Consider the following 24,453-nt stretch of genomic DNA (forward strand, 5'->3'; position numbering starts at 1 on the left):
GCCTGAAGCCCCGCTCGAATTCCCCACTTGCCGGATCAAGCATTCCAAGTTAGCTTCTTATTGCAAATAATTTGCAACTGCAGAAAGAGACCATGGACCAATCGGCCCCCATTTCCCTCGTTCAAAAGGCCGCCTGGCGGCGCTCCCGGGACCTGCCCTCCCTGCCGGAGGTCAATCGCTCGATTACGGTGCGGCCAGGATCGACTTGGCGGCGGGCAGCAGCATTTCTGGGGCCGGGCTATCTGGTGGCCGTGGGCTATATGGACCCAGGCAACTGGGCCACCTCCATCGCCGGCGGGTCGAAATACGGCTACGCTCTGCTCTCGGTAGCACTGATCTCCAACATCATGGCGATCATTCTGCAGTCGCTCTGTGCCCGGCTGGCGGTCGCCACGGGCCGCGACCTCGCCCAGGCCTGCCGGGACGCGTATCCAAGGCCGGTCGCCTGGGTTCTATGGGCTCTCGCAGAACTTGCCATCTGTGCCACAGACTTGGCCGAGGTCATCGGCACGGCGATCGGCCTCAACCTCCTTTTCGGCATTCCATTGGAGATCGGCGTCATCATCACGGCGCTGGACGTGTTCCTAATCCTCTATCTGCAAAATCTCGGCTTCCGTTGGGTCGAAGCATTTATCATCACTCTGCTCGGCGTGATTGCCATCTGCTTCGGCATCCAGATCGCCATGGCCGATCCGGACTGGGCCGGCGTGATCACCGGATTTGCCCCGACGACCGAGATCGTCACCAATCCCGACATGCTCTATCTGGCGCTTGGCATCCTGGGCGCGACGGTGATGCCGCATAACCTCTACTTGCATTCCGGCATCGTGCAGACCCGCGCCTATGGCGACACGTTGAGCGAGCGGCGCGAAGCCTTACGCTTCGCGACCCTCGACTCGACCATCGCCCTGATGTTCGCTCTCACCATCAATGCATCCCTGCTCATCCTAGCGGCCGCTGCCTTCCACCATACGGGGCGGACGGAGATCGCCGAGCTCGGTGAGGCGCACACCCTCCTCCAGCCGATTCTCGGCAGCGCCATCGCGCCGATGCTCTTCGGCCTGTCGCTCCTGTGCTGCGGCCTGAACTCCACGGTGACGGCGACCATGGCGGGGCAGATCGTCATGGAGGGCTTCATCAACTTCAAGATGGCGCCCTGGATGCGACGCCTCATCACGCGCGGCATCGCCATCATTCCCGCGGCCGGCGTCACCATCGCCTATGGTGAAAGCGGCACGGCGAAACTCCTGATCCTGAGCCAGGTCATCCTGAGCCTTCAGCTCCCCTTTGCCGTCATCCCGCTCGTGACCATGACCGCCTCGAAAGCCAAGATGGGCGCTCTCGTCACGCCGCGCTGGCTCACCGCCATCGCAGGACTCATCGCCGCGGTGATCGTGGTGCTGAACGTGAAGCTGCTGGTAGATTTCGCCCTGGGTTGAGGCAGCGGAGCTTACTGCATCCGCGCCAGTGACAGGCCGGAGCGCCATGTCAAATCCACGATCAGCCCTGCCGGAAGGATCGCCAGACTTGGCGTCGTCGGAACCCCTGCGGCGTCCAAAAGATCCGCGACCCAGTGGTTGCACACGCGAAACAGATTGAAATGGCCTTTGGCTTTATAGAACAGGCTCGGCCCATAGAGGCCGGGACCTAATTCCTGGGGCCGCAGACTCTCGTCCGAGGCGAAGGATTCTTCGATCTTTTGCCCGAGGCGGGCAAAGCCCTCCGGCGAGAGCCTGATCCTCACGAGATCGGATGTGGGAAAAGTCCGCTCCGGCTCTTTTTCCAGGCCGACGACATGAAGAACGCTTCCCTGCCCCTGCCCCGTGAGCGCGAGCCAGGCGAGACGCCACTGGAACTCGTCTGTCGTCGGCGTTGCGCGATAGAATTCGGCATCACCCCATCCGAATTCGATCCACTCATAATGCTGGAAGCGTGAAGCTATCGAGATCAGGGCCGGTAGCCCCTTGGCACTCCCGAGATTGGCCACCTGTTTTCGGGGCAGCGCTAATCCCGCGTGATAGCCGTTGCTAACGAACGCGACCTCCAGACCATCCCGCCCGGCGGGAAAGATATTCGGATCGCCATGTCGTGCAGTCAGCACGATCAGGCCTGCCAAAACGAGAAGAAGGGCGATAATGCCCTTCAGTCCGTTTTGCAGAATAGGCCTCAACCGGCGTCCCTGAGGCGCCCGAGTGCCTCTTCCATCTTTGCCTTGCGGGTCAGGGCCTCGTCGCGGCGTTCACGCTGCTCCTCGACCACCTCTTCCGGTGCGCGCTTGATGAAATCCGCGTTCCCGAGCTTCGCGTCGATCTTGCCGACCTCCACGTCGACTTTTTGGATTTCCTTGGCGAGGCGCGCGCGCTCGGCATCGAGATCGATCACGCCTTCCAGCGGCAGGGCTGCCACTTCACCCCGAATGAGGAGCTGGATCGAGCTCTTCGGCGCCGCATCGGCGAACGAGATGTCGGAGAGGCGCGCGAGGCGCTTCACGATATCGCCCCAGCGCCCGGCGCGAGCCTTCACACCCTCAGAGGATGCCACGAGGACGAGCGGGATCTGCGCGCCGGCAGGCACGTTCGTCTCCGAACGGGCAGACCGGATTTCGGTGACGAGATCGACTACCCAACCGATCTCGGCCTCCGCCTGCGGATCGATCAGATCATCGAGTTTCGACCAGGGAGCGAGGGCTAGGATCGTCTCGCGCTTCGGGCCCTCCTGCCCTTTCACCTCCCAGAGCTCCTCCGTGAGGAAAGGCATGATGGGGTGCAGGAGCTTGCAGATCTCGTCGAGGATGAACGCGATGGTGGCGCGGGTCTCGTCCTTCGCTGGCGAATCCGCACCCTGCAGCACAGGCTTGGACAGTTCTAGCGTCCAGTCACAGAACACGTTCCACACGAAGCGATAAGCCGCGCCGGCAGCTTCGTTGAACTTGTAGCTCTGGATGCCCGAGGCCACTTCGTTGATCGCCTTGGCGCATTCGCTGAGCGCCCATTTGTTGAGCGTCTCCTTCACCGATTTCGGATCGAAGCCGGCAACGCGCTTGCACTCATTCATTTCGGCAAAGCGGGCCGCATTCCAGATCTTGGTCGCGAAGTTGCGGTAGTTCTCGACACGCTGAACCGACAGCTTGATGTCGCGTCCCTGCGCTGCCATCGAGGTCAGCGTCATGCGCAGCGCATCTGCGCCATACTGCTCCACCACGTCGAGCGGATCGATGACGTTGCCTTTCGACTTCGACATTTTCGCGCCCTTCTCGTCGCGGACGAGGGCGTGAATATAAACCGTGTCGAAGGGCACTTCGTCCATGAAGTGCATGCCCATCATCATCATCCGGGCGACCCAGAAGAAGATGATGTCGAAGCCCGTGACGAGCGTGTTCGTCGGATAATAGCGCTTCAGCTCCGGCGTCTCGTCCGGCCAGCCGAGCGTCGAGAATGGCCAGAGCGCCGAGGAGAACCAGGTATCTAGCACGTCCTCGTCGCGCTTGAGCGGCACGTCCCGGCCATTCTTGGCACGCGCCTCGGCTTTTGCCTCTTCCTCGCTCGGGGCGACGAAGACATTGCCCTGGTCGTCATACCAGGCCGGGATCTGATGGCCCCACCAGAGCTGGCGCGAGACGCACCAGGGCTCGATGTCCTCGAGCCACTGGAAATAGGTCTTTTCCCAGTTCTCGGGCACGAACTTCGTCTGCCCCTTGCGCACGGCGCCAAGCGCGCGCTCGGCGAGCGGCTTCACGTTCACGTACCATTGATCCGTGAGGTAGGGCTCGATCACCACGTTCGAACGGTCGCCATGCGGGACGGTGTGGGCGTGCGGCTCGATCTGGACGAGAAGCTCGCGCTCCTCCAGCATCAGGACGATGCGCTGGCGAGCCTCAAAGCGGCCGACGCCGTCGAGTGCCAGCACTTCCTTGAGATCGTCCGTCTGCTCAAGGCCCTGCAGGAAGGCTTCGTTACCGGCGAGTGCCAGTTGCGCCTCGGTGCCGAAAATGTTGATGAGCGGCAGCTTGTGGCGCTTGCCGACCTCAAAATCGTTGAAGTCGTGCGCAGGGGTGATCTTCACCGCGCCGGTGCCCTTCTCCGGGTCGGAATATTCGTCGGCCACAATGGGGATGCGGCGGCCGACCAGCGGCAGGATGGCGAACTTGCCGACCAGATCCTTGTAGCGCTCATCCTCCGGATGAACCGCCACGGCCACGTCGCCGAGCATGGTCTCCGGGCGGGTCGTGGCGACTGTGATGGAGCGGTCGGGCATGCCCTCGATGGCATAGCGGATATGCCAGAGACTGCCCTTCACCTCGACCTGCATGACTTCCAGGTCCGAAATCGCGGTCTGGAACTTGGGATCCCAGTTCACAAGGCGCTTGTCCTTGTACATCAGGCCCTGCTTGTAGAGATCGACGAAGACCTTCAGCACGGCGCGGGACAGGCCCTCGTCCATGGTGAAGCGTTCGCGCGACCAGTCGCAGGAGGCGCCGAGGCGCTTGAGCTGGCGCACGATGGTGCCGCCGGACTCCTCTTTCCACTCCCAAACGCGCTTGATGAACTCGTCACGGCCGAGGTCACGGCGCTGGATCTGGCGCTCGGCCAGCTGGCGCTCGACCACCATTTGCGTGGCGATGCCGGCATGGTCCATGCCCGGCTGCCAGAGCACGTCCTTGCCCCGCATGCGCTCAAAGCGGCAGAGAATGTCCTGGATCGTGTTGTTGAGGGCATGCCCCATATGGAGCGAGCCTGTCACGTTCGGCGGCGGAATGACGATCGTATAGGGTACCGCGTCCTTGCGATCCGCACGGCCGGCCTTGAAGGCCTCAGCCTCTTCCCAGCGAGTGGAAATGCGCGCTTCGACAGCGGAGGGATCGAACGTCTTGTCCATCATGATGAGTACCGGCCTTTTGGCGCGAATAACGCGCAAGCAAGACGGCTACAAACCGGACGGATCGGACGAAGTCAACAGAGGGGCGACAATCTGAGCGCATCGGGCATCAAAAGCACCCTCTGCAGGAGGTCCTCTGATGGCTCAGCCCCGGCAGCGGGTCACGCGCTCGATTTCGTCTCGCACCAGCCGCTCGACCAGGGAAGGAAGATTGTCATCGAGCCATGCCTTCAGCATGGGCCGCAGCATCTCCTTCATGAGATCCTCTACCGTCTGAGGCTGGCTTGGCTTCAAGGAATCACTCAGCCGGCCGAAGGCATCGGAGACCGAGGCGCTGGCCTCATGCGAGACGAGAAAATCGGTCGTTGCAGGCTCGTTTGTCGCGACTGAGGTAACCGCTTTCCGGGGAGATTCTTGGAGAACAGCCGGAGCCGGAGCTCCCTCTTCCCGTTCGCGAAGGATATGGCGCCCCTCCACGATATCGTCCCCGGGGTGCGTATCCGCGACCAGAACCTCCCCGCGGCTCCAAGGTCCGAGCACCGGCTCATTGGGGCCTGCGGCGGTCAGTGGAGACATATGAAGCTCGGCAATGTCGAGCACATTATTCAGAGGTGAGGAGCTCGGCTCCTCGGGCCCGGAGGGTTGCAGCACCTCATCGTCAGAGATGATACGCCGGATGGAAGCCAAAATTTCTTCCATTGATGGCTCATTAACCTTCAGGCTCGCAGAACCCATAGCCGCATCCAAACTAAAATACGCAAGAATCACATTCGAACGAATGTAAATGAAGTATTTTACGCAAACTTAAAGAAAACAAGCGGGGCCAGAACTTTTTGGTTCTGGCCCCGAAACTTATCAACGACCGTCAGGCGTGCTCGTACCGATCCAGAGATCTTTGACCTGATCGTAATGGATCTTCGGGCTGTAGTGATTAACCTTCAGCGCGAGAGCCCGCGAGTTGAGGCGGCCCATCGCATTGACGAGGCTGTAGGAAGCCACCACACGGTCGCGCTGGGCCGTGATGAGATTCACACGGGCATTCAGCAATTCCTGCTGAGCGTTCAAGACATCGAGGGTCGTGCGCTGACCGACGCGAGCCTCTTCGCGCACACCGCTGAGTGCCGTCTCGGCGGCATCGATCTGGGCCTGAGCGGCGATGATCTGAGCGCGAGCCGCTTCCAACCGTCCCCAAGAGGAGCTCACGGCGGCGCGAACCTGATCGCGCACGGAATCGGCTTCGAGGCGGCGCTGCCCAGCCACTTCCTTGGCTTGGCGAGTCGCGGCATAGGCCTGACCGCCTTCGTAGATCGGCACGGTCAGCCGCGCGACCACGGAAGCCGAAAGCGCGGCATCGCCTTCCTGCTGTCGGTCATAGCGCTGATCGACGGCTCCGGCGATACCCAATTGCGGAGCAAGAGCGCCCTGCTCGATCTTCACCTGCAGCTCGGCCACATCGACAGCGTGCTGACGCGCCTTGATGGCCGGATGCTCGTTCAGGGCGACTTTCAGGGCCGCATCGACGGTGCGGGGCGTCAGGCGATCAAGGGGACGCCCGGGCGCCAACTGCGCAGGTTCGACACCCACGACCTGCCGGTAGACGGCGATGCTGTTGCGTAAGGTCGCCTCGGCCAAGCTCGCTTCGGACCGTGCGGCTGCCAGACGGGCTTCCGCCTGAGCGACGTCCGTCCGGGTCACTTCGCCGACGTTGAAGCGGTCCTGGGTCTGACGCAGCTGCTCGTCGATGACTTCGACGTTATTGCGCTGCAGATCAAGAATGGCCGTATCTCTCAGAACATCCATATAGGCGGTAGCAGCGTCGAGCAGGATGCTCTGCTCGGTGCTGTTCAGAGTTTCCCGGGAACCGAGGACGGAGGATTCCGCCGCGCGGACCCTGTTGGTGGTCCGAAAGCCGTCGAAGATCGTCTGATTGAGCTCAACCCCGAACCCACGAGGGTTCAGTACGGTCGTATTCGTCGTATTCGGCGCGAACCGCGACGCGGGAGTCTCGGCCGATACCCAGGACCGGCTGACATCGGCCGTTCCATTGATCGTCGGACGGTATCCAGACTTGGCCTGGGCGACCGTTTCATCCGTCGCGCGGACATTCGCGCGCTGAGCATTCAGATCCGGATTGTTGCCATAAGCGCGTGCCAGGGCACTTTCCAAGGTCTCCGCCGATACCCCGTCGGGGCCCATCAGCACGAACACCGAGGTCATCGCCCCAAAGAGCAAGCGATACGTCTTCTTGGAATGCTTCTTCTTCACGCGCACCTGCCTAGCGACCGAAACGGAATAACCGCAAGAGACGCCATTTTCAGAAACCACTGCGATTCAAAGCGCAACAATACCCAAGGGAACAGAGTCGGCAACAACGCGTTAGGGCCAACTCGATTTTAGCTTGGGAGTGGCGCAAAAAAGCGACACTATCAACAGGAGGAAATTAAGAATTTGGAAGGGATTAGAACGTGAAGCCCGGAGTCTGGACAAAAGGCGCCAGAAGAGGTGCCGCGGCTTCGAACAGGCTGCGTTCGCCAAGGGCATCGCCAGAGCGGACATAAAGCGTCGCGCGGGCAGCCCGCCCCCGCCCCTTCACACAGACCAGGCGGCCACCTTCGGCCAACTGCTGGAGAAGTGCGTCCGGACGAACCTCGACCGAGCCGTTCAGGACGATGGCGTCATAAGGACTGTTGGCAGCATAGCCTTGCTCAAGAGGACCCGTCGCGACAGTGACATCGCCGACACCGGCAGCGCTCAGGCAGTGCCTGGCAGCAGCAGCGAGAGTGTCATCCGCCTCAAGGGCCGTCACCTGAGCGCCAAGCTTGCTGAGAACCGCTGAGGAGTAGCCGCGGCCGCAGGCAATATCGAGAACTTTGTCACCGGCATCGATCTCGAGTGCTTGGATCATACGGCCGAGGATCATCGGAGAGAGCATGTAGCGGCTCTCGCCGCTGTCGCTGACAAGAATGTCCTGGTCGATATAGGCAAGGCTTTCGCGACCCGGGAGCACAAAAAGCTCTCTCGGAACGCTGTCCATGGCATCCAGAAGGGGCATGTCGTTCACATCGAAAGTGCGCAGCTGGCCATCAACCATCATGCGGCGCGCTTGGGTGAAATCGACCATGGATAGTGCCTTCAGAATTTTGTTGGAGGCCTCGCCCGGAATCGAACCGGGGTGCAAGGATTTGCAGTCCTCTGCGTAACCACTCCGCCACGAGGCCATCCGGGGCGTGTCGCGACCGCGACGGCTGCTCCATAGCAACCATCCCCCCAAAGAGCAACAGGCCCTTTTCGGTCCCGTGCGCCAACAATGCACTTGCAACCGTCGAAACCCGTGCTATATGCCTCCCACCTCGCCGACGGACACGTCCCTGGAGACCTCCGAGGCGCTCAAGAAGCTCAAATCAAGGCTTCTTCGAAAGGTATGGCTTATTCCGGCGTGGCGCAGCGGTAGCGCAGCGGACTGTTAATCCGTTGGTCGTAGGTTCGAATCCTACCGCCGGAGCCAACCTTCCTCTCCTGATCAAATCCTGACCAAGCCGGGCATAATTGTTGCGATCTCGCGTCACAGTCGAGGTCCGCAATCGGCTGCGCGTCCCCCTTACCCATACTTGCCGGCGGCAAGCGTCGCAGGTTCGATCATCGCGGGTTCGAATGCGGGCGCTCTCAGGCTCGGTCGGTACCCGCCGGTTATGGCTTGACCATCGAACCTCCTTGCCGTCAGCATCGCCGCTCTCTTTCGAACGGGGCAATTATGACCGCCACGACGCTTCTCTTCCGCGACGATGCTTATGCCACCTCCTGCGAGGCGAAAGTCCTCGGGATCACGCCGGAGGGTGGAATCATTCTCGACCGTACGATCTTCTACGCCCAGGGTGGCGGCCAGCCGGGCGACTCCGGCGTGTTGGTGATGTCGGGCGGGGAGAGAATCGAGATCGCGAACACGGTCTACGGCACCGATCGGTCTCAGGTGGCTCATCTCATCGGCCCGGAGACGGCCTCCCGCTTGAAGGAAGGCGAGACCGTTACGCTCCAGCTCGACTGGCCTCGTCGCCTGAGACGCATGCGCGTCCACACGGCGCTCCACCTGCTCAGCGTCGTTCTGCCCTACCCGGTGACCGGCGGCGCCATCGGTGAGGGCGACGGCCGACTCGATTTCGATATTCCCGATGCCGGGCTGGATAAGGCCGAGATCACGGAGAAGCTCAACGCTCTCATTCAGCGCGACGCACCGGTCACCGAACGCTGGATCACGGACGAGGAACTCGACGCCAATCCGGGTCTGGTAAAGACGATGTCGGTGAAGCCGCCGCGCGGATCCGGCCGCGTTCGTCTGGTGGAGATCGAGGGAATCGATCTGCAGCCCTGCGGCGGCACCCATGTCCGCCACACCGGCGAGATCGGCGCGGTCCTGGTCACCGATATCGAGAAGAAGGGCAAGCAGAACCGCCGCGTTCGCATGTCCCTGGTTGATTGAGCCAATCTTTTAAGGAGCCGCCATGTCCCAGCCTTTCGTATCGACTGCCTGGCTGCAGGAGCATTTGAACGATCCGAACATCGTGATCGTCGACGGCTCCTGGTATCTTCCAACCCAGAACCGGGATCCACAGGCGGAATATCTTGCAGGCCATATTCCGGGCGCGGTGCGCTTCGACATTGATACGGTGAAGGACACATCGTCCTCCCTGCCCCACATGCTGCCGTCACCGGAAGAGTTTGCCAAAGCCGTGGGGGCCATGGGCATCGGCGAGGACATGACCATCGTGGTCTATGACGGTGCAGGCCTCTTTGCAGCGCCACGCGTCCGCTGGACGTTTCAGGTCTTTGGCGCGCGCGACGTCTCGCTCCTCGACGGCGGCTTTCCGGCCTGGAAGGCTGAGGGAAGGCCCATCGAGATGGGACCGGAGAAGCCCCGCGCACCTCGAACCTTCACCCCCTCCTTCAACACCTCCGCCGTTGCCGATGCATCGGCGGTCCAGGAGGCCCTGCGCTCAGGATCGGCGCAGGTCGTCGATGCACGCCCGGCGGACCGCTTCAGAGGTGAAGCGCCTGAACCCCGTCCTGGCCTTCGCGCCGGTCACATGCCGGGCAGCCTCAACCTGCCCTTCGGCGAGATCGTCGAAAACGGGCGGCTGAAGGACAAGGCAGGGTTGGAGAAAGCCATTGCGGAGGCGGGCATCGATTCCGGCCAGCAGGTGATCACGAGCTGCGGCTCCGGCGTCTCGGCAGCGATCCTCGGCGTCGCCTTCGAGGTGGCGGGCCGTCCGATCAAGGCGATCTATGATGGCTCCTGGTCTGAATGGGGCGCGCGAGAGGAGCTACCGGTGGAAACGGGACCGGGAAAGAAGGGCTAGAGGATCGATCCCTTAAGCGGCGCATCGTTCGGGGCGGAAAACCGGGTCCACTTTTCACTGGCGTGGCCCTACGGGTCGCTGACGCGGCCCTCTGGGTCCGCACGATGCGCTAGGCGGCCCTGGTCAGCATTTTCGCAACGGCACCGACGATCTGTCGGAGTTGGACCGGCTTCTCCAATCGCTCGATACCGCTGAACTCCTGCGGGATGACTTTCTGGTCGTAGCCGGTAGTGAATACGAACGGGATGCCCCGGCCCTTTAGGATCTCGGCCAGCTTGAACGACGGTCCAGCCCCGAGGTTGATGTCGACTACGGCCGCATCGGGACGCTGCGCCTCCAGTTCAGCCCGCGCGGCCTCCTCGGTCGGGAACGGGCCCATGACCTCCGCCCCGACCCCCTGGAGAGCCCGCACGGCGTCTGAGGCCAGATAATAATCGTCCTCTACCACTAGGATGCGGTGGCCGCCGAGATCCGCTTCGCCTAACATGTCGAGTGCTCCTCCGAAGACCGATGCCCGTTGCGGGGCTCCCGTCTCCAGGACGCTGGGCCCTTCCGTGAGCGGGAATTCCAGGTGGCATTTGGCGCCGCCGGGCTCGATGACAACCCGCCCCGCCCCCAAGTTCGTAGGGGATGCGGCCCTCGATCAGCTCGCTGCCGAAGCCGCGTCGGCGAGGCCCATCGGACGCCGGCCGAGGCCGTTCGGGCGCGCCTTCCTCCGTCCAATCGAAGCGCAGCCAAGGTCCGCCGTGCTTCTCGAAGGCGGCCCATCGCACAATGGCCCGGCCATTCGGAATAGAGAACGCGCCATATTTGAGGGCATTGGTGGCCAGTTCGTGGACAGCAGGCGTCAGGATTTCCGCCGCCTTGGGCGAGAGCGTGATGTCGGGGCCCTTGAGGACATATTGGCCCTCGTGCTGCGCCCGCACGCTCACTTCCTCGTGCACGATGGTCGCGATTCCGACGCTGGTATTGGCCGCGCGGGTCAGTAGCGTCTGCACCCTGGCCAGGGCGAGGAGCCGCCCCGCCAACAGAGCCGCATATTCCGGCACGCTCGCCGGTTCTGGGAAGCCAATCGATCATCGTGCCCGTCCCATCTGCCAGGACGTGTTCGACGGCCACATCGCTATATGCGCCTTACACTCCAATGGCAGCTCTCGACCACAGCAGATGCGCTCAAGGGCGCGTCAATGTCACCTGTTCGGCCTCAAAAGGCGGCGATGACAGAAGGCGTGATGGCCGAGGCTTAGCTTTACGCAAGTTAACATCCCAACGAGACGTAGCCGGCGCTAAACCTGAATGGTCAGGCATCTTCGCCGGGCCCAAATAAAAAGGCCCCGGACAATGCCGGGGCCTTCTGCATTTCAACGGATCTGCCTTAGTGCAGGATCTGGGACAGGAAGAGCTTGGTGCGCTCGTGCTGCGGGTTCTTGAAGAACTCGTCGGGCGTGTTCATCTCCACGATCTGCCCGTAATCCATGAAGATCACCCGGTCGGCGACCTGACGGGCAAAACCCATTTCGTGGGTGACGCAGAGCATGGTCATGCCCTCGTCGGCGAGGCCGACCATGGTGTCGAGCACTTCCTTCACCATCTCAGGGTCCAGAGCCGAGGTCGGCTCGTCAAACAGCATGATCTTCGGGCTCATGCAGAGCGAGCGGGCGATCGCCACGCGCTGCTGCTGGCCGCCGGAGAGCTGGCCCGGATACTTGTTCGCCTGCTCCGGGATCTTGACCCGCTTCAGGTAGTGCATGGCGATCTCTTCCGCCTCCTTCTTGGGCATCTTCTTCACCCAGATCGGAGCGAGCGTGCAGTTCTCGAGAATCGTCAGATGCGGAAAGAGGTTGAAATGCTGGAACACCATGCCGACATCGCGGCGCACCTCGTCGATGCGCTTCAGATCGTTGGTCAGTTCCGTGCCGTCGACGATGATGCGGCCCTTCTGGTGCTCTTCCAGCCGGTTGATGCAGCGGATCATCGTGGACTTGCCGGAGCCCGAGGGGCCGCAGATCACGATGCGCTCGCGGCGGCGCACATTGAGATTGATGTCACGCAGCACATGGAACTCGCCGTACCACTTGTGCACGTCGATCATCTGAACGGCGGCTTCGGCTTTGGGATCGATTTCGACGGAGCGGATGGTTTGAGATGACATTGTGGTCGCCATGAATGTTTACCGTTTCTGACCAGCCGCAAGGCGCCGCTCGACCCCGAGCGAGTACCGCGACATGCCAAAGCAGAAGATGAAGTAGAACAGGGCCGCGAAGGCATAGCCCGTGATGCCGATAGTCGGAGCCGCCCAGTTCGGGTCGATGCGCGAGGCCTCGATGGTCTTCACCAGATCGAAGATGCCGACGATGGCGACAAGCGACGTATCCTTGAACAGGCCGATGAAGGTGTTCACGATGCCGGGGATCACGATCCGCAGGGCCTGGGGCAGGATGATGAGGCTCATCATCTGCGGATAGTTCAGCCCTAGGGACATCGCGCCTTCGTACTGGCCTTTCGGCATGGCCTGAAGGCCGCCGCGCACCACCTCGGCCATGTAGGCGGAGGCGAAAAGCGCCGTGCCGATGAGAGGCCGCAGCAGGCGGTCCACCGTCATGTCGCCGGGCAGGAAGAGCGGCAGCATGGTGTTGGCCATGATCAGCACCGTGATCAGCGGCACGCCGCGCACGAACTCGATGAAGATCACCGAGGCCATCCGCAGGATCGGGAGTTTCGAGCGCCGGCCCAGGGCCAGCAGAATGCCGAAGGGCAGCGAGACCACGATACCCACCGTCGCGACGAGCAGTGTCACGAGGATGCCGCCCCACAGGGAGGTAGGAACATGGGCCAGGCCGAAATCGATATCGACGACGGCAAGCGTAATGCCGATCACCGCGACGATCCCGCCGCCCATGATAAGTGCCGGACGCATGGCGGTCTTGAGGAGCGCGGCAAAGAAGGCGAACAGGGCGATCACCAGCGCTCCGAAGATCGCAAACCAGATCCAGAAGCGCGCACCGAAATCGGCATTGCCGCCGGTCAGGAGGACGTAGGAGACGACCGGGAAGATCCAGAAGAAATAGACTGCCCCCAGGTCCCGGCGCGGGGCCCTGAGCCACAGCAGCCAGCCGACGCCGATGGCCAGAAGCGCGAAGAAGATGTCCACGCGCCAGCGCTCGGAGACCGTATAGGAGCCGTAGATGAAGTAGTTGATCTTGTCGAAAATGAAGGCCCAGCAGGCGCCGGCCTCGCTGCCACCCGCATCGGCACGGCAGGCAGCCCGGTCGGTACCGCTCCAGACCGCATCGATGAACAGGAATCGCACCAGCGGCGGAACGGTGACGTAGAGGAGGTAGAAAACCACCAGTGTCAGGATCGTGTTGAAGGGACCGGAAAACAGGTTCTCCCGGACCCAGGCGATGGGGCCGCGAGCCAGATTCGGCGGAGGCAGCGCGTCCACCTGCTTGGCGCGGACGAAACGAGGCATATCGACGGCGGTGCTCATGCGATCTCCTACCGTTCGACGATCGCCACGCGGCGATTGTAGATATTCATGATGAATGAGGTCACGAGGCTGATCGTCAGATAGACGCCCATGGTGATGACGACGACTTCGATGGCCTGGCCGGTCTGGTTGAGCACGGTGCCCATGAAGACCTGCACGAGATCCGGATAACCGATGGCCACGGCCAGCGACGAGTTCTTCGTCAGGTTCAGATACTGGCTGGTCAGCGGCGGAACGATGACGCGCATGGCCTGCGGGATCACCACGAGGCGCAGGGTCTGTCCGGGGGTGAGGCCAAGGGAGCCCGCCGCTTCCGACTGTCCCTTCGATACGGCGAGAATGCCGGCGCGGACGACCTCGGCGATGAAAGCTGCGGTATAGGTGACGAGGCCGAGGAGCAGCGCCACGAATTCCGGCAGGATCTGCATACCGCCCGTCAGGTTGAACGTGCCCTTGCGCGGCAGTTCGAAGGTGATCGGATTGGCGCCAGTCAGGGCAAGGATGATCCAGGTCAGGATCGGCAGACCGAGGGTGAGGGCCAGCGTGACCTTGCCGACGGGATATTGCCGCCCGGTCTGCTCCTGCTGCTTCTTCGCCCAGCGGCGGTACAGGAAGGTGCCAACGAGGCCGATCACGAGAGCCGCGACGAGAATCGAGATGTTGCTGCCCCAGATGGGCTTGGCCATGAAGAGGCCGCGGGAATTCAGATAGAACCCTGCGCCCATCTCGAGCGAATTGCGCGGCTGCGGCAGGGTGCCGAGAACGGCGATGTACCAGAACAGCAGCTGCACCAGCAGCGGGATGTTGCGCAGCACCTCGACGTAGACCATCGCGACCTTCGCCACCATCCAGTTCTTGGACAGGCGTGCGATGCCGATGAGGAAGCCGAGAATGGTGGTGAAGAAGATGCCGATGGCCGATACCAGCAGGGTGTTCAGAAGGCCGACGAGGAAGGCATCGCCATAAGTTCCGCCGGCCGCGCTGAACTGGATCAGCGTCTGGCTGATGTCGAAGCCCGCGGTGTTGTTCAGAAAGCCGAAACCGGAGGCGATCTTGGCGCGCTGCAGGTTCTCGATGGCGTTGGTCGCAGCTGCATAAAACAGGAAGACGACCGCGAGGACGAGTACGACCTGATAAAAGATTCCGCGAACCTTCGGATCGTAAAGAAACGATTTTTTGGGGGGCGATGTCTGACTGACAACGGTCTGCACTGAGTTCATCCTCTGACGGCTTTTTTATTTTATACCGGGCCGTCCTCCCCTGTTCATGCTCGGGTCGAACCCCATGAACGGGCGGCTTTTTATCGTTCTTGAAAGGACGCCCGGAATATCCGGGCGCCCAGGTCTTGGATCGGCTTAGCGAACCGGGATGCCGTATTGCAGGCCGCCCTTGGTCCATTGGGCGTTCTGGCCGCGCTTGATCTTCAGGCGCGAGCCTTCGCCGACGTTCCTCTCGAAGGACTCGCCGTAGTTGCCCACATGCTTGATGATGCGCACGGCCCAGTCGTTCGTCAGGCCGGTGGCCTCACCGAACTTGCCTTCCGTGCCGAGAAGACGCTTGATCTCCGGGTTCTCGGAGGTCTTCATCTGCTCGACATTGGCCTTGGTCACGCCAAGCTCTTCGGCGTTCAGCATGGCATTGTGGGTCCAGCGGACGATATCGCCCCACTGGTTGTCGCCGTGGCGGACTGCCGGGCCAAGCGGCTCCTTGGAGATGATCTCGGGGAGGACGATATGATCGTCCGGAGCCGAGGCGCGCAGACGCTCGGCGTAGAGGCCGGAGGCGTCCGTGGTGAACGCATCGCAGCGGCCGGCGTCATAGGCCTTGAACGTCTCGTCCGAGGTCGCGAAAGCCACCACTTCGTACTTCATGTTGTTGGCACGGAAGTAGTCGGCGAGGTTCAGCTCGGTCGTGGTGCCCTGCTGGGTACAGATCGAAGCGCCGTTCAGCTCCTTGGCGGAGGAAACGCCAAGCTTCTTGCGGACCATGAAGCCCTGACCGTCGTAGTAATTGATGGCCGGGAAGTCGAGGCCGAGCTGCGTCTCGCGCGACATGGTCGCGGTCGAGTTACGAGCCAGCACATCCACTTCGCCGGACTGGAGCGCAGTGAAGCGGTCCTTGGCGGCGAGCGGAATGAAGCGAACCTTGGTCGGGTCGTCGAAGATGGCTGCAGCGATGGCGCGGCAGAAATCGACGTCGAGGCCCGTCCAGTTGCCCTGAGCGTCCGGCTGGCCGAAGCCCGCAAGACCCGTGTTCGAGCCGCAGGTCAGGAAGCCCTTCTGCTTCACACTGTTGAGTGTCGCCTGGGCCGATGCGCCCGTTGCGAACAGGCTGGCTGTCAGGCCGAAGGCAATCGATACGAGAGCCTTTTTCATGTTGGTATCTTCTCCCAATAGTTCGACACGGCTCGACCGTTTATGGTTATCACCCCCCAGCCGAGCCCCGGATAGACCGTTCCGCGCCGCCTCGGTTGAGGCGGCATCGAGATCCATCACATTCCATGATTAATCACTGGTCAAGTCTTGATGGAAGGCATTTCTTGCCTGACTTGACGGCAGGGCCGGGCCGGTTTCAGATCGGAATCTCCTCAGCAAGCCCTTGAAGCAATGTCAAAACTCCCTCCAAAGCCCCAAAACATATCCGAACGAACCCGTCTCGTTCATGCCGGACGGGACCCGTTCGAGCAGCACGGTTTCGTGAACACGCCGATCTATCGCGGCTCCACCGTTCTGTATCCGACGACCGACGATCTCCTTCATCGGCGCGGGCGCTATTCCTATGGAACGAAAGGAACTCCGACGACGAATTCCCTGGAAACCGCGTGGACGGAACTGACCGGCGCGGCGGGAACCGTTCTGGCTCCCTCGGGGCTCGCCGCCGTCACGGTGGCGCTCATGTCCTGCCTCAAGGCCGGTGACCATCTTCTGGTGACGGATTCGGTGTACCTGCCGACCCGACAGTTCTGTAACGGCGTGCTCAAGAATTTTGGTGTGGAAACCACCTATTATGACCCGCAGGTCGGTGCCGGAATCGAAGCTTTGATCCGTCCGAATACGACGGCCGTGCTCACGGAGGCTCCCGGTTCGCAGTCTCTCGAGATGCAAGACATCCCCGCCATCGCCGAAGTGGCACACCGGCATGGGGCTGTAGTCCTCATGGATAACACCTGGGCGACGCCCCTGCTCTTCCCACCGCATGAGCGCGGCGTCGACATTGCCATCGAGGCTGGCACCAAATACTTGAGCGGAGGATCGGACCTGCTTCTTGGCATGGTCTCGGCCAATGAGCGCTGTTTCAAGCGCCTGCGGGAGACCTACGACGCCTTCGCCATGTGCCCAGGCCCTGAGGACGTCTTCCTGGGCTTGAGGGGTCTACGCACCATGGCGGTGCGTCTGAAGGAGCATGAAAGTCAGGCGCTTCGGCTCGCCCGTTGGTTCGAAACTCGACCGGAGGTGGCGCGTGTGCTTCACCCGGCCCTGGAGACTTATCCCGGTCACGAGATCTGGAAGCGCGACTTCAAGGGCTCGTCCGGCCTGTTCTCGATCATCCTTAAGCCGTGCTCCGACAGTGCGCTTGCCGCCATGCTCGACGGCCTTTCCCTCTTCGGCATGGGCTATTCATGGGGCGGATTCGAGAGCCTCGTGATTCCCTTCAACTGCGCGACCTACCGGACGGCCACCAAGTGGGAGCCCGGCGGCCACGCTCTGCGATTCCATATCGGATTCGAGGATCTGGACGATCTGAAGCGGGATCTCGACGCGGGATTCGCGCGGCTCCGGGAGACGGATGCCAAAGCAGCCTAAGGCTTCCGGGCTTCGGCGGTCATCCCGCCGAAGCTTCGACCTCTGAGCCGGAGACGACTTGGCCTCCGGCCTTTTTCTTCTCTTTCGCAATCAGCATCAAATTGCGGACATAGATGAAGATCGAGAAGGCTTGGCCCAGGATGATGACGATGTCGCTGCGGGCAAAGCCATAGACTAGGGTCATCAGACCGCCGGAGATCGACAGCAGCCAGAATCCGACGGGAATCACGCTCTTTTCCGCCTTCTCGCTTGCGATCCACTGCACGAGGAAGCGCGCGCCGAAAACGAACTGTGCCAGCACGCCGAAGGCCGCCCACAGATCGAACCGGGCGACGACCAGATCATAGAAATAAAGTCCCAGATCGTGGGAAAGACGCATCAACATCAGACGATTTCCTGAGCAGCGGGAACGCGGCGGCGGCGCCGGATCAACCACCAGACTCCGGCTAAATCAAGGATGCCGACCCATAGACGGTCGAACATGCCATAATTGGAACGGCCCGCATGGCGGGGCCTGTCGATCACATCCACATGCGCAATCTTGTGGCCCTCGCGCTTGACCAGGGCCGGCATGAAGCGGTGCAGGGCGTCGAAATAGGGCAGCCGCAGGTAGACCTCGCGCCGGAAGGCCTTGAGGCCGCAGCCGGTATCCCGCGTTCCGTCCTTCAGGATTCTTCCGCGCACACCGTTGGCGATGCGGGATTGCCATTTCTTGTAGGCGCCGTCCTTGCGCCCCACCCGCTGTCCGGCAACGAGCGCCGTCTGCGGATCGTCGAGGGCCGCAACAAGCTGGGGGATGAAGGCCGGATCGTTCTGCCCGTCCCCGTCCAGGGTGACGACGATGGGCCCGCGGGCGGCGTGGACGCCGGTGCGGACGGCCGCGCTCTGGCCGCAACTCGCCTCGTGCCGGACGAGGCGCAGCCATGGCCGGGTCGCGCGGGTGTTCAGGACCTGCTCCACGGTCGCATCCGTCGAGCCGTCGTCCACATAGACCACCTCGAAAGGCGAGAGCGGCGCGCAGGCGCGCTCGATCTCCTCCACCAGGGGGAGGATGTTGAGCGCCTCGTTCTTGACAGGCACCACGACGCTGATGCGGGGGCCCGGGGAAAAATCAGTCATCCGTTATGGGCCGTTGCCGGCCGCCTCTTCAAATCGCGATCAAGGTTTACAGGCCCGTCGCATAGGCGGCGATATCGACCCGCCGCCCGCTGTTGATATTGAATCCCTGGATTCGGGTCGAGAGCACCGGCTGCTGGCGCAGGCGCGCATTCGCGGCCCGGAACTCGTCCTCATAGCGCTTTTCCACGAAAACGACACGACATCCGCCCTGACGCAGGAAGGCCAAAGCCTCGGCTCCCGTCTCAACCATCTCAAGGTTCGTCCCCGTCAGGAAGACGAGACTCGGCTCCCGATAGCCGAGGGTCGCAACCTGCGGATTCTCGCACGATACGTTGCGAGCAACCTCGGCCAAACGGTCTGAGACCTTGAGGGAGCGCAGGTCGAGCTGGGCGAATCCGAAGACGCCGATGGCGAGGAAGGCTGCCGAGACGAAGCTCGCCCATAGCGTCGGGATCATCCGGTTCTTCACGAAAAGCCACCAAGCCCAAAGAGCGAGAAGCGACGAGATCACAAGGAATGGAAGCGCCCGGAAGGGCAGCATGCCGTCGAAGGACCAGCCGACCGCCGAGAGACCGATGGTCAAGCCTACGGGAATGAACGGAATCAGAACCGTCGCCAGCTTGGCTGCGGGCCGGTGCGGCCCCACGAAATGGCGCGAGATGGCCATGATTGTGATGATCGCAACTGCCGGCAGAAGCGGCAGCGTGTAGTGCGGGAGCTTGGTCGGCACCATCTCGAAGACGATCCAGGACGGCACGATCCAGGCAAGCGCGAAGGCCACCGGCTCTTCGCGGCGGTGTATCCAAGCAAAAGGCACCGCGATGGCAGCCAGAATAGCTCCGGGCCAGAAGGTTGCGAAGAACGAGATCAGATAGAAGCCGGGCGGTGCCCAATGGTATTTCTGCGCCGTGCCGACCTTGCCCAGCATATCCTGGCCAACCGAGGCCGCGAAGAAGGCGCCACCGCTCTTGATCGCGATGGCGACGAACCACGGCAGCACGACGGCGAGGGTAAAGACAAGGCCAAGCCAGGGCCTCAACGTGAGAAGCCAGCGCGCCGAACGCTCCTTGTAGGACAAAATCGCCGCGGTGGGCCCTGCGAACATGAGGACAAGGGGGCCCTTGATGAGGACACCCAGGGCAAAGCCGGTCCAGAAGATCAAGAGCGCCCGCCGGGGCAAGATTCCGGCTCCCCGGCTCAAATAAGCCCGGGCAAGGCCTCCCATCACTGCGACGGAACAGGCGGTGAGCATGGCATCAGTCTTGGCGAGACGCGCCTCGACCATGAGAATCACACAGGTCGCCATCAAGGCGGCTGTCAGGAAGGCTCCTCGCCTCCCAAAGAAGGCCAAAGCGGCCCAGTAGGTCAAAAGGACAGTCGCGATGGCACCGAACAGGGACGGGATTCGATAAAGCGCGATGGTGGTCCGCGCCTTGGGTACACCCAGCGCTTCGCCGATGGCGACGCTGGCGCTCTGCATCCAGTAGATGCCGACCGGCTTCTTGTGCCGTGCTTCATCCTGGAAGCGGATATCCACGAAATCGCCAGTCTCCAGCATCTGCTTAGACGCCTGGGCATAGCGGGGCTCGTCCCGGTCCATCGGCTGGAGCGACGTGAAGCCCGGCAGGAAGCAGACGAGCGACAACAGCACGAGAACGGCGCACAGCCGCGCATGGCTCCGCTCGACGACGCTCGTCAGCTGGGCCACGGAGAAGTAGCGCAAAGACATCCGCTGCTGGGGGACAGAACCGTCCATCAATGACTCCGGAGGCGGGGAATCCTTCGTGCCGAGGAGATTTCCCACGGGCACAGGTCTATCAAACCGCGTGATGTCCTCTAAACCCGGCGGGAAGTCAAATTGACGGAAGGTAGCGGGCAGTCACCCAGGAACATGGACCCTCGAGCCGGCATTGCCTGAAAGGTCGGGCTCAATGCCGGAGGTCTTGCCATGAACAGATCCGTCCAATGGTGCGGCATAGCTTTTTTGATGCTCGCTGCTTCGCCGGCGATGGCTCTCGATCAGCCCGTGGTCTGGCGAGACGAGGATACGGGCTGCGCCTATCTGCTCACCCCTCAGGGCGGCATCGCGCCCCGACACCGGCGTGATGGGACACTGGATTGTCCGGATGTAGCTGCAAGCACGGGCGTCGTGGAGAACATGGGCAGAGACATAGCGCGTGGCCTCGATGCCCTACAGCGCGAGGTTGAACGCCTGCGCGAGCGGTACAACCGACCTTGAGGGATTGAATACACTGTTACATATCCAATCGCTTCGAAACGAGGAGATGGTTCTTGGCGACGAACACTCGCATCTACGGCGAGCACGACGAGAAGACGATCAGACAGCTGGACCGCTGCATGCAGGTCGGCAGCGCTGCCAAAGGCGTGCTCTGCGCGGATGGGCATCTCGGCTATGCCCACCCCATCGGCGGCGTGATCGCCTATGAGGAGCATGTCTCCATCAGCGGCGTAGGATTCGACATCGCCTGCGGAAACATGGCTGTGCGTCTCGACACCCGCTACGAGGACATCGCTGGGCGGACGAGGCGCATCCTCGCCGATATCGGCCGCACCATCAGTTTCGGGATCGGACAGAAAAACGCCGTTGCGGTCGATCATGAATTGTTCGATTCCCCTCTCTGGGACGAGGCCGGGGTCAGGGATCTGAAACAGCTGGCCTCCGCCCAACTGGGGACTGTCGGATCGGGCAACCACTATGTGGATTTGTTCGAGGACGAGCAGGGATTCATCTGGATCGGTGTCCATTTCGGCTCACGCGGCCTTGGTCATAAGATCACGACCCAGCACCTTGCGCTGGTTGGAGCCAAGGACGGCATGGAGGTCGACCCGGCCCTCGTCCACCAAGACAGCGAGGTGGGGCGCAGCTACATTGCCGGCGTGAAGCTCGGCGGTCTTTATGCCTATGCCGGACGCGAGTGGGTGGTCGAGCGCGTGCGCCAGATCGTCGGAGGGCGGGTGACGGATACGGTCCACAATCATCACAATTTCGTCTGGCGGGAGAAACACGGCGACAAGGAATACTGGGTCGTCCGCAAGGGTGCGACGCCGGCTTTCCCAGGGCAGCGTGGCTTCGTCGGCGGCTCCATGGGCGATAATGCGGTGATCCTGCACGGGGTCGAGAGCCCGGAGAGTGCCGACAGTCTCTATTCAACAGTGCATGGCGCGGGCCGCCTCTTCGGTCGCATGGAGGCAAAGGGCAAGAAGAACAAGGCTGGCGAATGGATCCGCCCTCCCCGCTTCACGAGAGATCAAATGGATGCATGGCTGCGCGAGAAAGGAGTCCTTCTGCGCGGCGGCGACGTGGACGAAAGTCCCATGGTCTATCGGAGGCTGGAGGACGTGCTCGCCTATCACAGGGGCACGATCGCAATTGAGCACACGCTCCGACCCTTTGCCGTCGCCATGGCAGGCCCTGGCGAGTTCGATCCCTATAAGGACTAACCTGCTAGCGACTCGTGCGGACCCGAAGGGCCACCTTAGTGAAAAGTGGCCCCGGCTTTCCGCCCCAAAACGATGCGCTTTGAGGACATGAGCATCGGATTGGATCCCAAAAGTGGTTCCCACTTTTGGGTCCGATGCTTAGACCAGGGCCGCCTGAGCTCTACCGAAACCAGCCGAAATAGAGCGCCCAAAGGCTCGGTGACCGGATGCCGCGGACCCGGCGGGCCGCCTCATCCGCACGCATGGCTTCGCCGCCATGGCACGAGCACAGGACGATATGAGCATCATGTTCGGATATCTGGAAGAAATCGACCGCATCGCCGAACCGATCGCTGAGAAGCCCCGCCGTCCGAAGCACTGGATCGGAATAGGCCACCGTCAGGGCGGATCCATCCGCGCGCAGCGCACGGCGCTGGGCTCTTGGCTTCCACTCGATTTCGTCCAGGGTCTTGAGAATGCGGTCGGGCTCCCGCTCCAGGAGTTCGACCCAACGGTCCAGGCGTTCTCTCTTCGACAGGACCGGCGCTTGTACAGGGATCTTCAGATCGGCGACGCTACTGAGTTCGGACAGAGGCCTGTGTTCCATGCTCCCCTCCTTGGCAGAAGAGCGGTTTCGAGCACCCACCAGCTACAAGCTCAACCTTGAAGCCTAGGGAAAAGTTCGAGGAACGGGGCTGCCGGAGCCGCTGATATTTTGTGCACTCCCAACCTTCGTCAGGGGGCGCCGATGAGATGCATGATCGCCGGTGCGCCAAGCGACATACCGGAGAAGAACAGCAGTCCAAGCACGATCCAACGCATGGCGGCGGGCGAAAGCGGCGGTGGCCATTGCCGTGCGGCATGGGTTGCACCCATGACGACGGGGATGGCGAACAGCCCCGTCAGGGTCGATGGCGACGGGAGATTGCCGGAGAAGACGACAAGACCGTTCCGAAACACGGCATTGAGTGCAAAGACAGTCACCAATGTTTCTCGCACCGTCACCTGCGCCATCGGCTGCCGATAGAAGTGATAGACAAGCGGTGGCCCCGCGGTCGAGAACAGGCCGCCCATCACGCCCGCTATACTGCCGAAGAACATGAACGAACCATCGCTGGATCGTTTGGGAAGCGGCTCGGGTCGACGAGCGAGTTGCAGACTTGAGACGATGATTACCAAGCCGAGAATGATTCGCAGAATGTCGGCGCGCGTCCCGGCGAGCCATTCCAGAAGCCAGTATCCGACAAAGAGCATGGGAATGCTGGTCAGCATCACAAAGCGGAACTCCCGCCATGCCACGTCCCGCCACCCCTTGTGAAGCATCTGAACGGCATTCACGAAGGTAAGCACGCTCACGAGCATCGCCGCATCTGGCAACGACAGGAGGCCGGTGAGACCGACACCGCCCATGGTGATGAGGCCGAAGGCAAAACCGGTCAGGGTCTGGATGTAGGCGGCAATTCCGGCGAGAACGAGGAACCCGATCAGTTCGACAAACGACATGCCCTTGAGAAATCCTTCAGGCCGTCGGCTGTCGTTGCAAGTTCGGGTGCCGGACGCCGCTGCCGGGGAGCAGCAGCAAGGCCCCAAAAAGGAATGCTATGCGTCCGCTCACATTGTGGTGAGCGGACGCATAGCATGCATTGAATGGATTTGTCAGGCGATTACCGAGTGATCGTGGTCGAGCCGTGTCGTCCCCATCAGTTCGGCGAGGCGGTTGCGCGCGCGATTGACGCGGCTCTTGATCGTTCCGACCTTCACGCCCAGCGCCTCGGCCGCATCCTCGTAGGACATGCCCTCGGCGCCGATGAGGATGATCGCCTCGCGCTGCTCCTGAGGCAGCTTCTCGAGCGCGGTCGAAAGATCCTGAAGCGCGAGCTTGTCCTCCTGGTCCGGGATCGCGATCATGCTCGCGGCATGCGTCCCGTCCCCATCCTCGACCTCGCGGCTGGTTTTACGGTGAGTGGAGTAGAAGCCGTTGCGCAAAATCGTGAAGAGCCAGGCCTGCAGGTTCGTTCCGGCCTCGAACGTATCCTGCTTGGTGAGGGCCTTGAGCACAGTATCCTGTACCAGATCCTCTGCCTGATCGACCTTGCCGGTCAGGGACAGGGCGAAAGCGCGCAGATTCGGCAGCGCATCCATGACGCCGTTGATGAACTCCTGGTCGACCGGCTCCGTATGCGCACGGATAACCTGGGCCACGCGATCGGCCAGACGCGCGAGGTCGCGCGGCAGCTTATCCTCCGCCGGATCGCCATAGAGGGCGCGCAATTGCTTCCCGAGATGCAGCCGCACGGCAGCGCTCAACGCAGCTGCCGAGGAAGGCGTATCGGGCCGGGTGAACTCAGACTGGGTTTTGGAATTCTGTGGCATG

Annotated in this window: 23 protein-coding genes and 2 tRNA genes; 7 read left to right on the forward strand and 18 right to left on the reverse strand. The window is 62.0% G+C overall.

The features are described 5' to 3' along the window. Positions 1-92 precede the first annotated feature (92 nt). Positions 93-1,439: an Nramp family divalent metal transporter gene (locus tag ACS5Q1_RS05180; protein ID WP_473097185.1), complete on the forward strand. Its 1,347-nt coding sequence runs from the start codon at positions 93-95 to the stop codon at positions 1,437-1,439. Positions 1,440-1,450: 11 nt separating this feature from the next. Here the strand turns inward: ACS5Q1_RS05180 and ACS5Q1_RS05185 are convergent, their stop codons facing one another. From ACS5Q1_RS05185 to ACS5Q1_RS05210, 6 genes are all read right to left on the reverse strand, one after another. Next, positions 1,451-2,170, reverse strand: a complete 720-nt coding sequence (locus ACS5Q1_RS05185) for a DUF2459 domain-containing protein (protein WP_473097186.1) — start codon at positions 2,168-2,170, stop codon at positions 1,451-1,453. Continuing rightward, the gene (locus ACS5Q1_RS05190; RefSeq protein ID WP_473097187.1) at positions 2,167-4,878 is read right to left on the reverse strand and encodes a valine--tRNA ligase; all 2,712 of its coding nucleotides are present in this window, start codon (positions 4,876-4,878) and stop codon (positions 2,167-2,169) included. Before ACS5Q1_RS05190 ends, ACS5Q1_RS05185 begins: the two co-directional genes overlap by 4 nt. 141 nt (positions 4,879-5,019) lie before the next feature. Further along, positions 5,020-5,610, reverse strand: coding sequence for a PopZ family protein (locus ACS5Q1_RS05195; protein ID WP_473097188.1), 591 nt, complete (start codon positions 5,608-5,610; stop codon positions 5,020-5,022). A 120-nt stretch (positions 5,611-5,730) separates the two neighbouring features. Further along, positions 5,731-7,092 (reverse strand): TolC family outer membrane protein, encoded by a 1,362-nt coding sequence (locus tag ACS5Q1_RS05200; protein ID WP_473097228.1) that lies wholly within the window; start codon positions 7,090-7,092, stop codon positions 5,731-5,733. Between the two features lie 241 nt (positions 7,093-7,333). Next, entirely contained in the window at positions 7,334-7,996 is a 663-nt protein-coding gene (locus ACS5Q1_RS05205; protein ID WP_473097189.1) for a protein-L-isoaspartate O-methyltransferase family protein, read from the reverse strand. 23 nt (positions 7,997-8,019) lie between these two features. Then, positions 8,020-8,093 (reverse strand) — tRNA-Cys (locus tag ACS5Q1_RS05210). 212 nt (positions 8,094-8,305) lie between these two features. On the opposite strand from ACS5Q1_RS05210, the gene ACS5Q1_RS05215 reads away from it, so the two are divergent. From ACS5Q1_RS05215 to sseA, 3 genes are all read left to right on the forward strand, one after another. Then, positions 8,306-8,380, forward strand: a tRNA-Asn gene (locus ACS5Q1_RS05215). Positions 8,381-8,626: 246 nt separating this feature from the next. After that, positions 8,627-9,349, forward strand: a complete 723-nt coding sequence (locus ACS5Q1_RS05220) for an alanyl-tRNA editing protein (protein ID WP_473097190.1) — start codon at positions 8,627-8,629, stop codon at positions 9,347-9,349. Positions 9,350-9,371: 22 nt separating this feature from the next. Then, a complete protein-coding gene (gene sseA / locus ACS5Q1_RS05225) occupies positions 9,372-10,226 on the forward strand; it encodes a 3-mercaptopyruvate sulfurtransferase (RefSeq protein WP_473097191.1) in 855 nt (284 codons plus the stop codon). 109 nt (positions 10,227-10,335) lie between these two features. Here the strand turns inward: sseA and ACS5Q1_RS05230 are convergent, their stop codons facing one another. The 6 genes from ACS5Q1_RS05230 to ACS5Q1_RS05255 all read right to left on the reverse strand — a co-directional run bounded on the left by ACS5Q1_RS05230 (position 10,336) and on the right by ACS5Q1_RS05255 (position 16,091). Further along, a complete protein-coding gene (locus tag ACS5Q1_RS05230) occupies positions 10,336-10,674 on the reverse strand; it encodes a response regulator (protein WP_473097192.1) in 339 nt (112 codons plus the stop codon). Then, a complete protein-coding gene (locus ACS5Q1_RS05235; RefSeq protein ID WP_473097193.1) occupies positions 10,568-11,275 on the reverse strand; it encodes an HWE histidine kinase domain-containing protein in 708 nt (235 codons plus the stop codon). The genes ACS5Q1_RS05230 and ACS5Q1_RS05235 overlap by 107 nt, the downstream gene beginning before the upstream one ends. 326 nt (positions 11,276-11,601) lie before the next feature. Then, on the reverse strand, positions 11,602-12,318 hold the full coding sequence (locus ACS5Q1_RS05240) for an amino acid ABC transporter ATP-binding protein (protein ID WP_371826877.1): 717 nt from the start codon (positions 12,316-12,318) through the stop codon (positions 11,602-11,604). 78 nt (positions 12,319-12,396) lie between these two features. Beyond that, a complete protein-coding gene (locus ACS5Q1_RS05245; protein WP_203443914.1) occupies positions 12,397-13,716 on the reverse strand; it encodes an amino acid ABC transporter permease in 1,320 nt (439 codons plus the stop codon). 8 nt (positions 13,717-13,724) lie between these two features. Continuing rightward, positions 13,725-14,936, reverse strand: coding sequence for an amino acid ABC transporter permease (locus tag ACS5Q1_RS05250; protein ID WP_473097194.1), 1,212 nt, complete (start codon positions 14,934-14,936; stop codon positions 13,725-13,727). Positions 14,937-15,071: 135 nt separating this feature from the next. Then, positions 15,072-16,091 carry an amino acid ABC transporter substrate-binding protein gene (locus ACS5Q1_RS05255; protein ID WP_473097195.1) on the reverse strand — a complete coding sequence of 340 codons (1,020 nt, stop codon included), beginning with the start codon at positions 16,089-16,091 and terminating at the stop codon, positions 15,072-15,074. Between the two features lie 231 nt (positions 16,092-16,322). Here ACS5Q1_RS05255 and metC point away from each other — a divergent pair, with 231 nt between their 5' ends. Next, positions 16,323-17,519, forward strand: a complete 1,197-nt coding sequence (metC, locus tag ACS5Q1_RS05260) for a cystathionine beta-lyase (protein ID WP_473097196.1) — start codon at positions 16,323-16,325, stop codon at positions 17,517-17,519. A gap of 19 nt (positions 17,520-17,538) precedes the next feature. Here metC and ACS5Q1_RS05265 read toward each other — a convergent pair whose 3' ends face one another. The 3 genes from ACS5Q1_RS05265 to ACS5Q1_RS05275 are packed head-to-tail and all read right to left on the reverse strand — an operon-like array spanning position 17,539 to position 20,394. Beyond that, positions 17,539-17,904 (reverse strand): lipid-A-disaccharide synthase N-terminal domain-containing protein, encoded by a 366-nt coding sequence (locus ACS5Q1_RS05265; protein ID WP_203443910.1) that lies wholly within the window; start codon positions 17,902-17,904, stop codon positions 17,539-17,541. After that, complete coding sequence (locus tag ACS5Q1_RS05270; protein WP_473097197.1) at positions 17,904-18,638, reverse strand: glycosyltransferase family 2 protein; 735 nt, start codon at positions 18,636-18,638, stop codon at positions 17,904-17,906. Before ACS5Q1_RS05270 ends, ACS5Q1_RS05265 begins: the two co-directional genes overlap by 1 nt. 46 nt (positions 18,639-18,684) lie before the next feature. After that, a complete protein-coding gene (locus tag ACS5Q1_RS05275) occupies positions 18,685-20,394 on the reverse strand; it encodes an ArnT family glycosyltransferase (RefSeq protein WP_473097198.1) in 1,710 nt (569 codons plus the stop codon). A gap of 192 nt (positions 20,395-20,586) precedes the next feature. Between ACS5Q1_RS05275 and ACS5Q1_RS05280 the strand changes: the two genes are divergently transcribed. Continuing rightward, positions 20,587-20,877, forward strand: coding sequence for a hypothetical protein (locus ACS5Q1_RS05280; protein ID WP_473097199.1), 291 nt, complete (start codon positions 20,587-20,589; stop codon positions 20,875-20,877). Positions 20,878-20,930: 53 nt separating this feature from the next. Further along, positions 20,931-22,100 carry an RtcB family protein gene (locus ACS5Q1_RS05285; RefSeq protein ID WP_473097201.1) on the forward strand — a complete coding sequence of 390 codons (1,170 nt, stop codon included), beginning with the start codon at positions 20,931-20,933 and terminating at the stop codon, positions 22,098-22,100. A gap of 160 nt (positions 22,101-22,260) precedes the next feature. Here ACS5Q1_RS05285 and ACS5Q1_RS05290 read toward each other — a convergent pair whose 3' ends face one another. The 3 genes from ACS5Q1_RS05290 to ACS5Q1_RS05300 form a co-directional block, all read right to left on the reverse strand. Continuing rightward, positions 22,261-22,686, reverse strand: coding sequence for a hypothetical protein (locus ACS5Q1_RS05290; RefSeq protein WP_473097202.1), 426 nt, complete (start codon positions 22,684-22,686; stop codon positions 22,261-22,263). 128 nt (positions 22,687-22,814) lie between these two features. Next, positions 22,815-23,582, reverse strand: coding sequence for a TSUP family transporter (locus ACS5Q1_RS05295; RefSeq protein WP_473097203.1), 768 nt, complete (start codon positions 23,580-23,582; stop codon positions 22,815-22,817). 153 nt (positions 23,583-23,735) lie between these two features. After that, entirely contained in the window at positions 23,736-24,452 is a 717-nt protein-coding gene (locus tag ACS5Q1_RS05300) for a sigma-70 family RNA polymerase sigma factor (RefSeq protein ID WP_473097204.1), read from the reverse strand. Between the last annotated feature and the right edge of the window lies 1 nt (position 24,453).

Source organism: Microvirga sp. GN3 (assembly GCF_055792825.1).

Bases quoted from the DNA above. Each gene is read 5' to 3' on its own strand.
- ACS5Q1_RS05255 (WP_473097195.1), bottom strand. From the start codon at position 16,091: ATGAAAAAGGCTCTCGTATCGATTGCCTTCGGCCTGACAGCCAGCCTG.
- ACS5Q1_RS05250 (WP_473097194.1), bottom strand. From the start codon at position 14,936: ATGAACTCAGTGCAGACCGTTGTCAGTCAGACATCGCCCCCCAAAAAA.
- ACS5Q1_RS05220 (WP_473097190.1), top strand. From the start codon at position 8,627: ATGACCGCCACGACGCTTCTCTTCCGCGACGATGCTTATGCCACCTCC.
- ACS5Q1_RS05195 (WP_473097188.1), bottom strand. From the start codon at position 5,610: ATGGGTTCTGCGAGCCTGAAGGTTAATGAGCCATCAATGGAAGAAATT.
- ACS5Q1_RS05300 (WP_473097204.1), bottom strand. From the start codon at position 24,452: ATGCCACAGAATTCCAAAACCCAGTCTGAGTTCACCCGGCCCGATACG.
- ACS5Q1_RS05205 (WP_473097189.1), bottom strand. From the start codon at position 7,996: ATGGTCGATTTCACCCAAGCGCGCCGCATGATGGTTGATGGCCAGCTG.
- ACS5Q1_RS05280 (WP_473097199.1), top strand. From the start codon at position 20,587: ATGAACAGATCCGTCCAATGGTGCGGCATAGCTTTTTTGATGCTCGCT.
- ACS5Q1_RS05200 (WP_473097228.1), bottom strand. From the start codon at position 7,092: ATGACCTCGGTGTTCGTGCTGATGGGCCCCGACGGGGTATCGGCGGAG.
- metC (WP_473097196.1), top strand. From the start codon at position 16,323: ATGTCAAAACTCCCTCCAAAGCCCCAAAACATATCCGAACGAACCCGT.
- ACS5Q1_RS05240 (WP_371826877.1), bottom strand. From the start codon at position 12,318: ATGATCGACGTGCACAAGTGGTACGGCGAGTTCCATGTGCTGCGTGAC.
- ACS5Q1_RS05190 (WP_473097187.1), bottom strand. From the start codon at position 4,878: ATGATGGACAAGACGTTCGATCCCTCCGCTGTCGAAGCGCGCATTTCC.
- ACS5Q1_RS05270 (WP_473097197.1), bottom strand. From the start codon at position 18,638: ATGACTGATTTTTCCCCGGGCCCCCGCATCAGCGTCGTGGTGCCTGTC.
- ACS5Q1_RS05180 (WP_473097185.1), top strand. From the start codon at position 93: ATGGACCAATCGGCCCCCATTTCCCTCGTTCAAAAGGCCGCCTGGCGG.
- sseA (WP_473097191.1), top strand. From the start codon at position 9,372: ATGTCCCAGCCTTTCGTATCGACTGCCTGGCTGCAGGAGCATTTGAAC.
- ACS5Q1_RS05275 (WP_473097198.1), bottom strand. From the start codon at position 20,394: ATGGACGGTTCTGTCCCCCAGCAGCGGATGTCTTTGCGCTACTTCTCC.
- ACS5Q1_RS05245 (WP_203443914.1), bottom strand. From the start codon at position 13,716: ATGAGCACCGCCGTCGATATGCCTCGTTTCGTCCGCGCCAAGCAGGTG.
- ACS5Q1_RS05265 (WP_203443910.1), bottom strand. From the start codon at position 17,904: ATGTTGATGCGTCTTTCCCACGATCTGGGACTTTATTTCTATGATCTG.
- ACS5Q1_RS05290 (WP_473097202.1), bottom strand. From the start codon at position 22,686: ATGGAACACAGGCCTCTGTCCGAACTCAGTAGCGTCGCCGATCTGAAG.
- ACS5Q1_RS05295 (WP_473097203.1), bottom strand. From the start codon at position 23,582: ATGTCGTTTGTCGAACTGATCGGGTTCCTCGTTCTCGCCGGAATTGCC.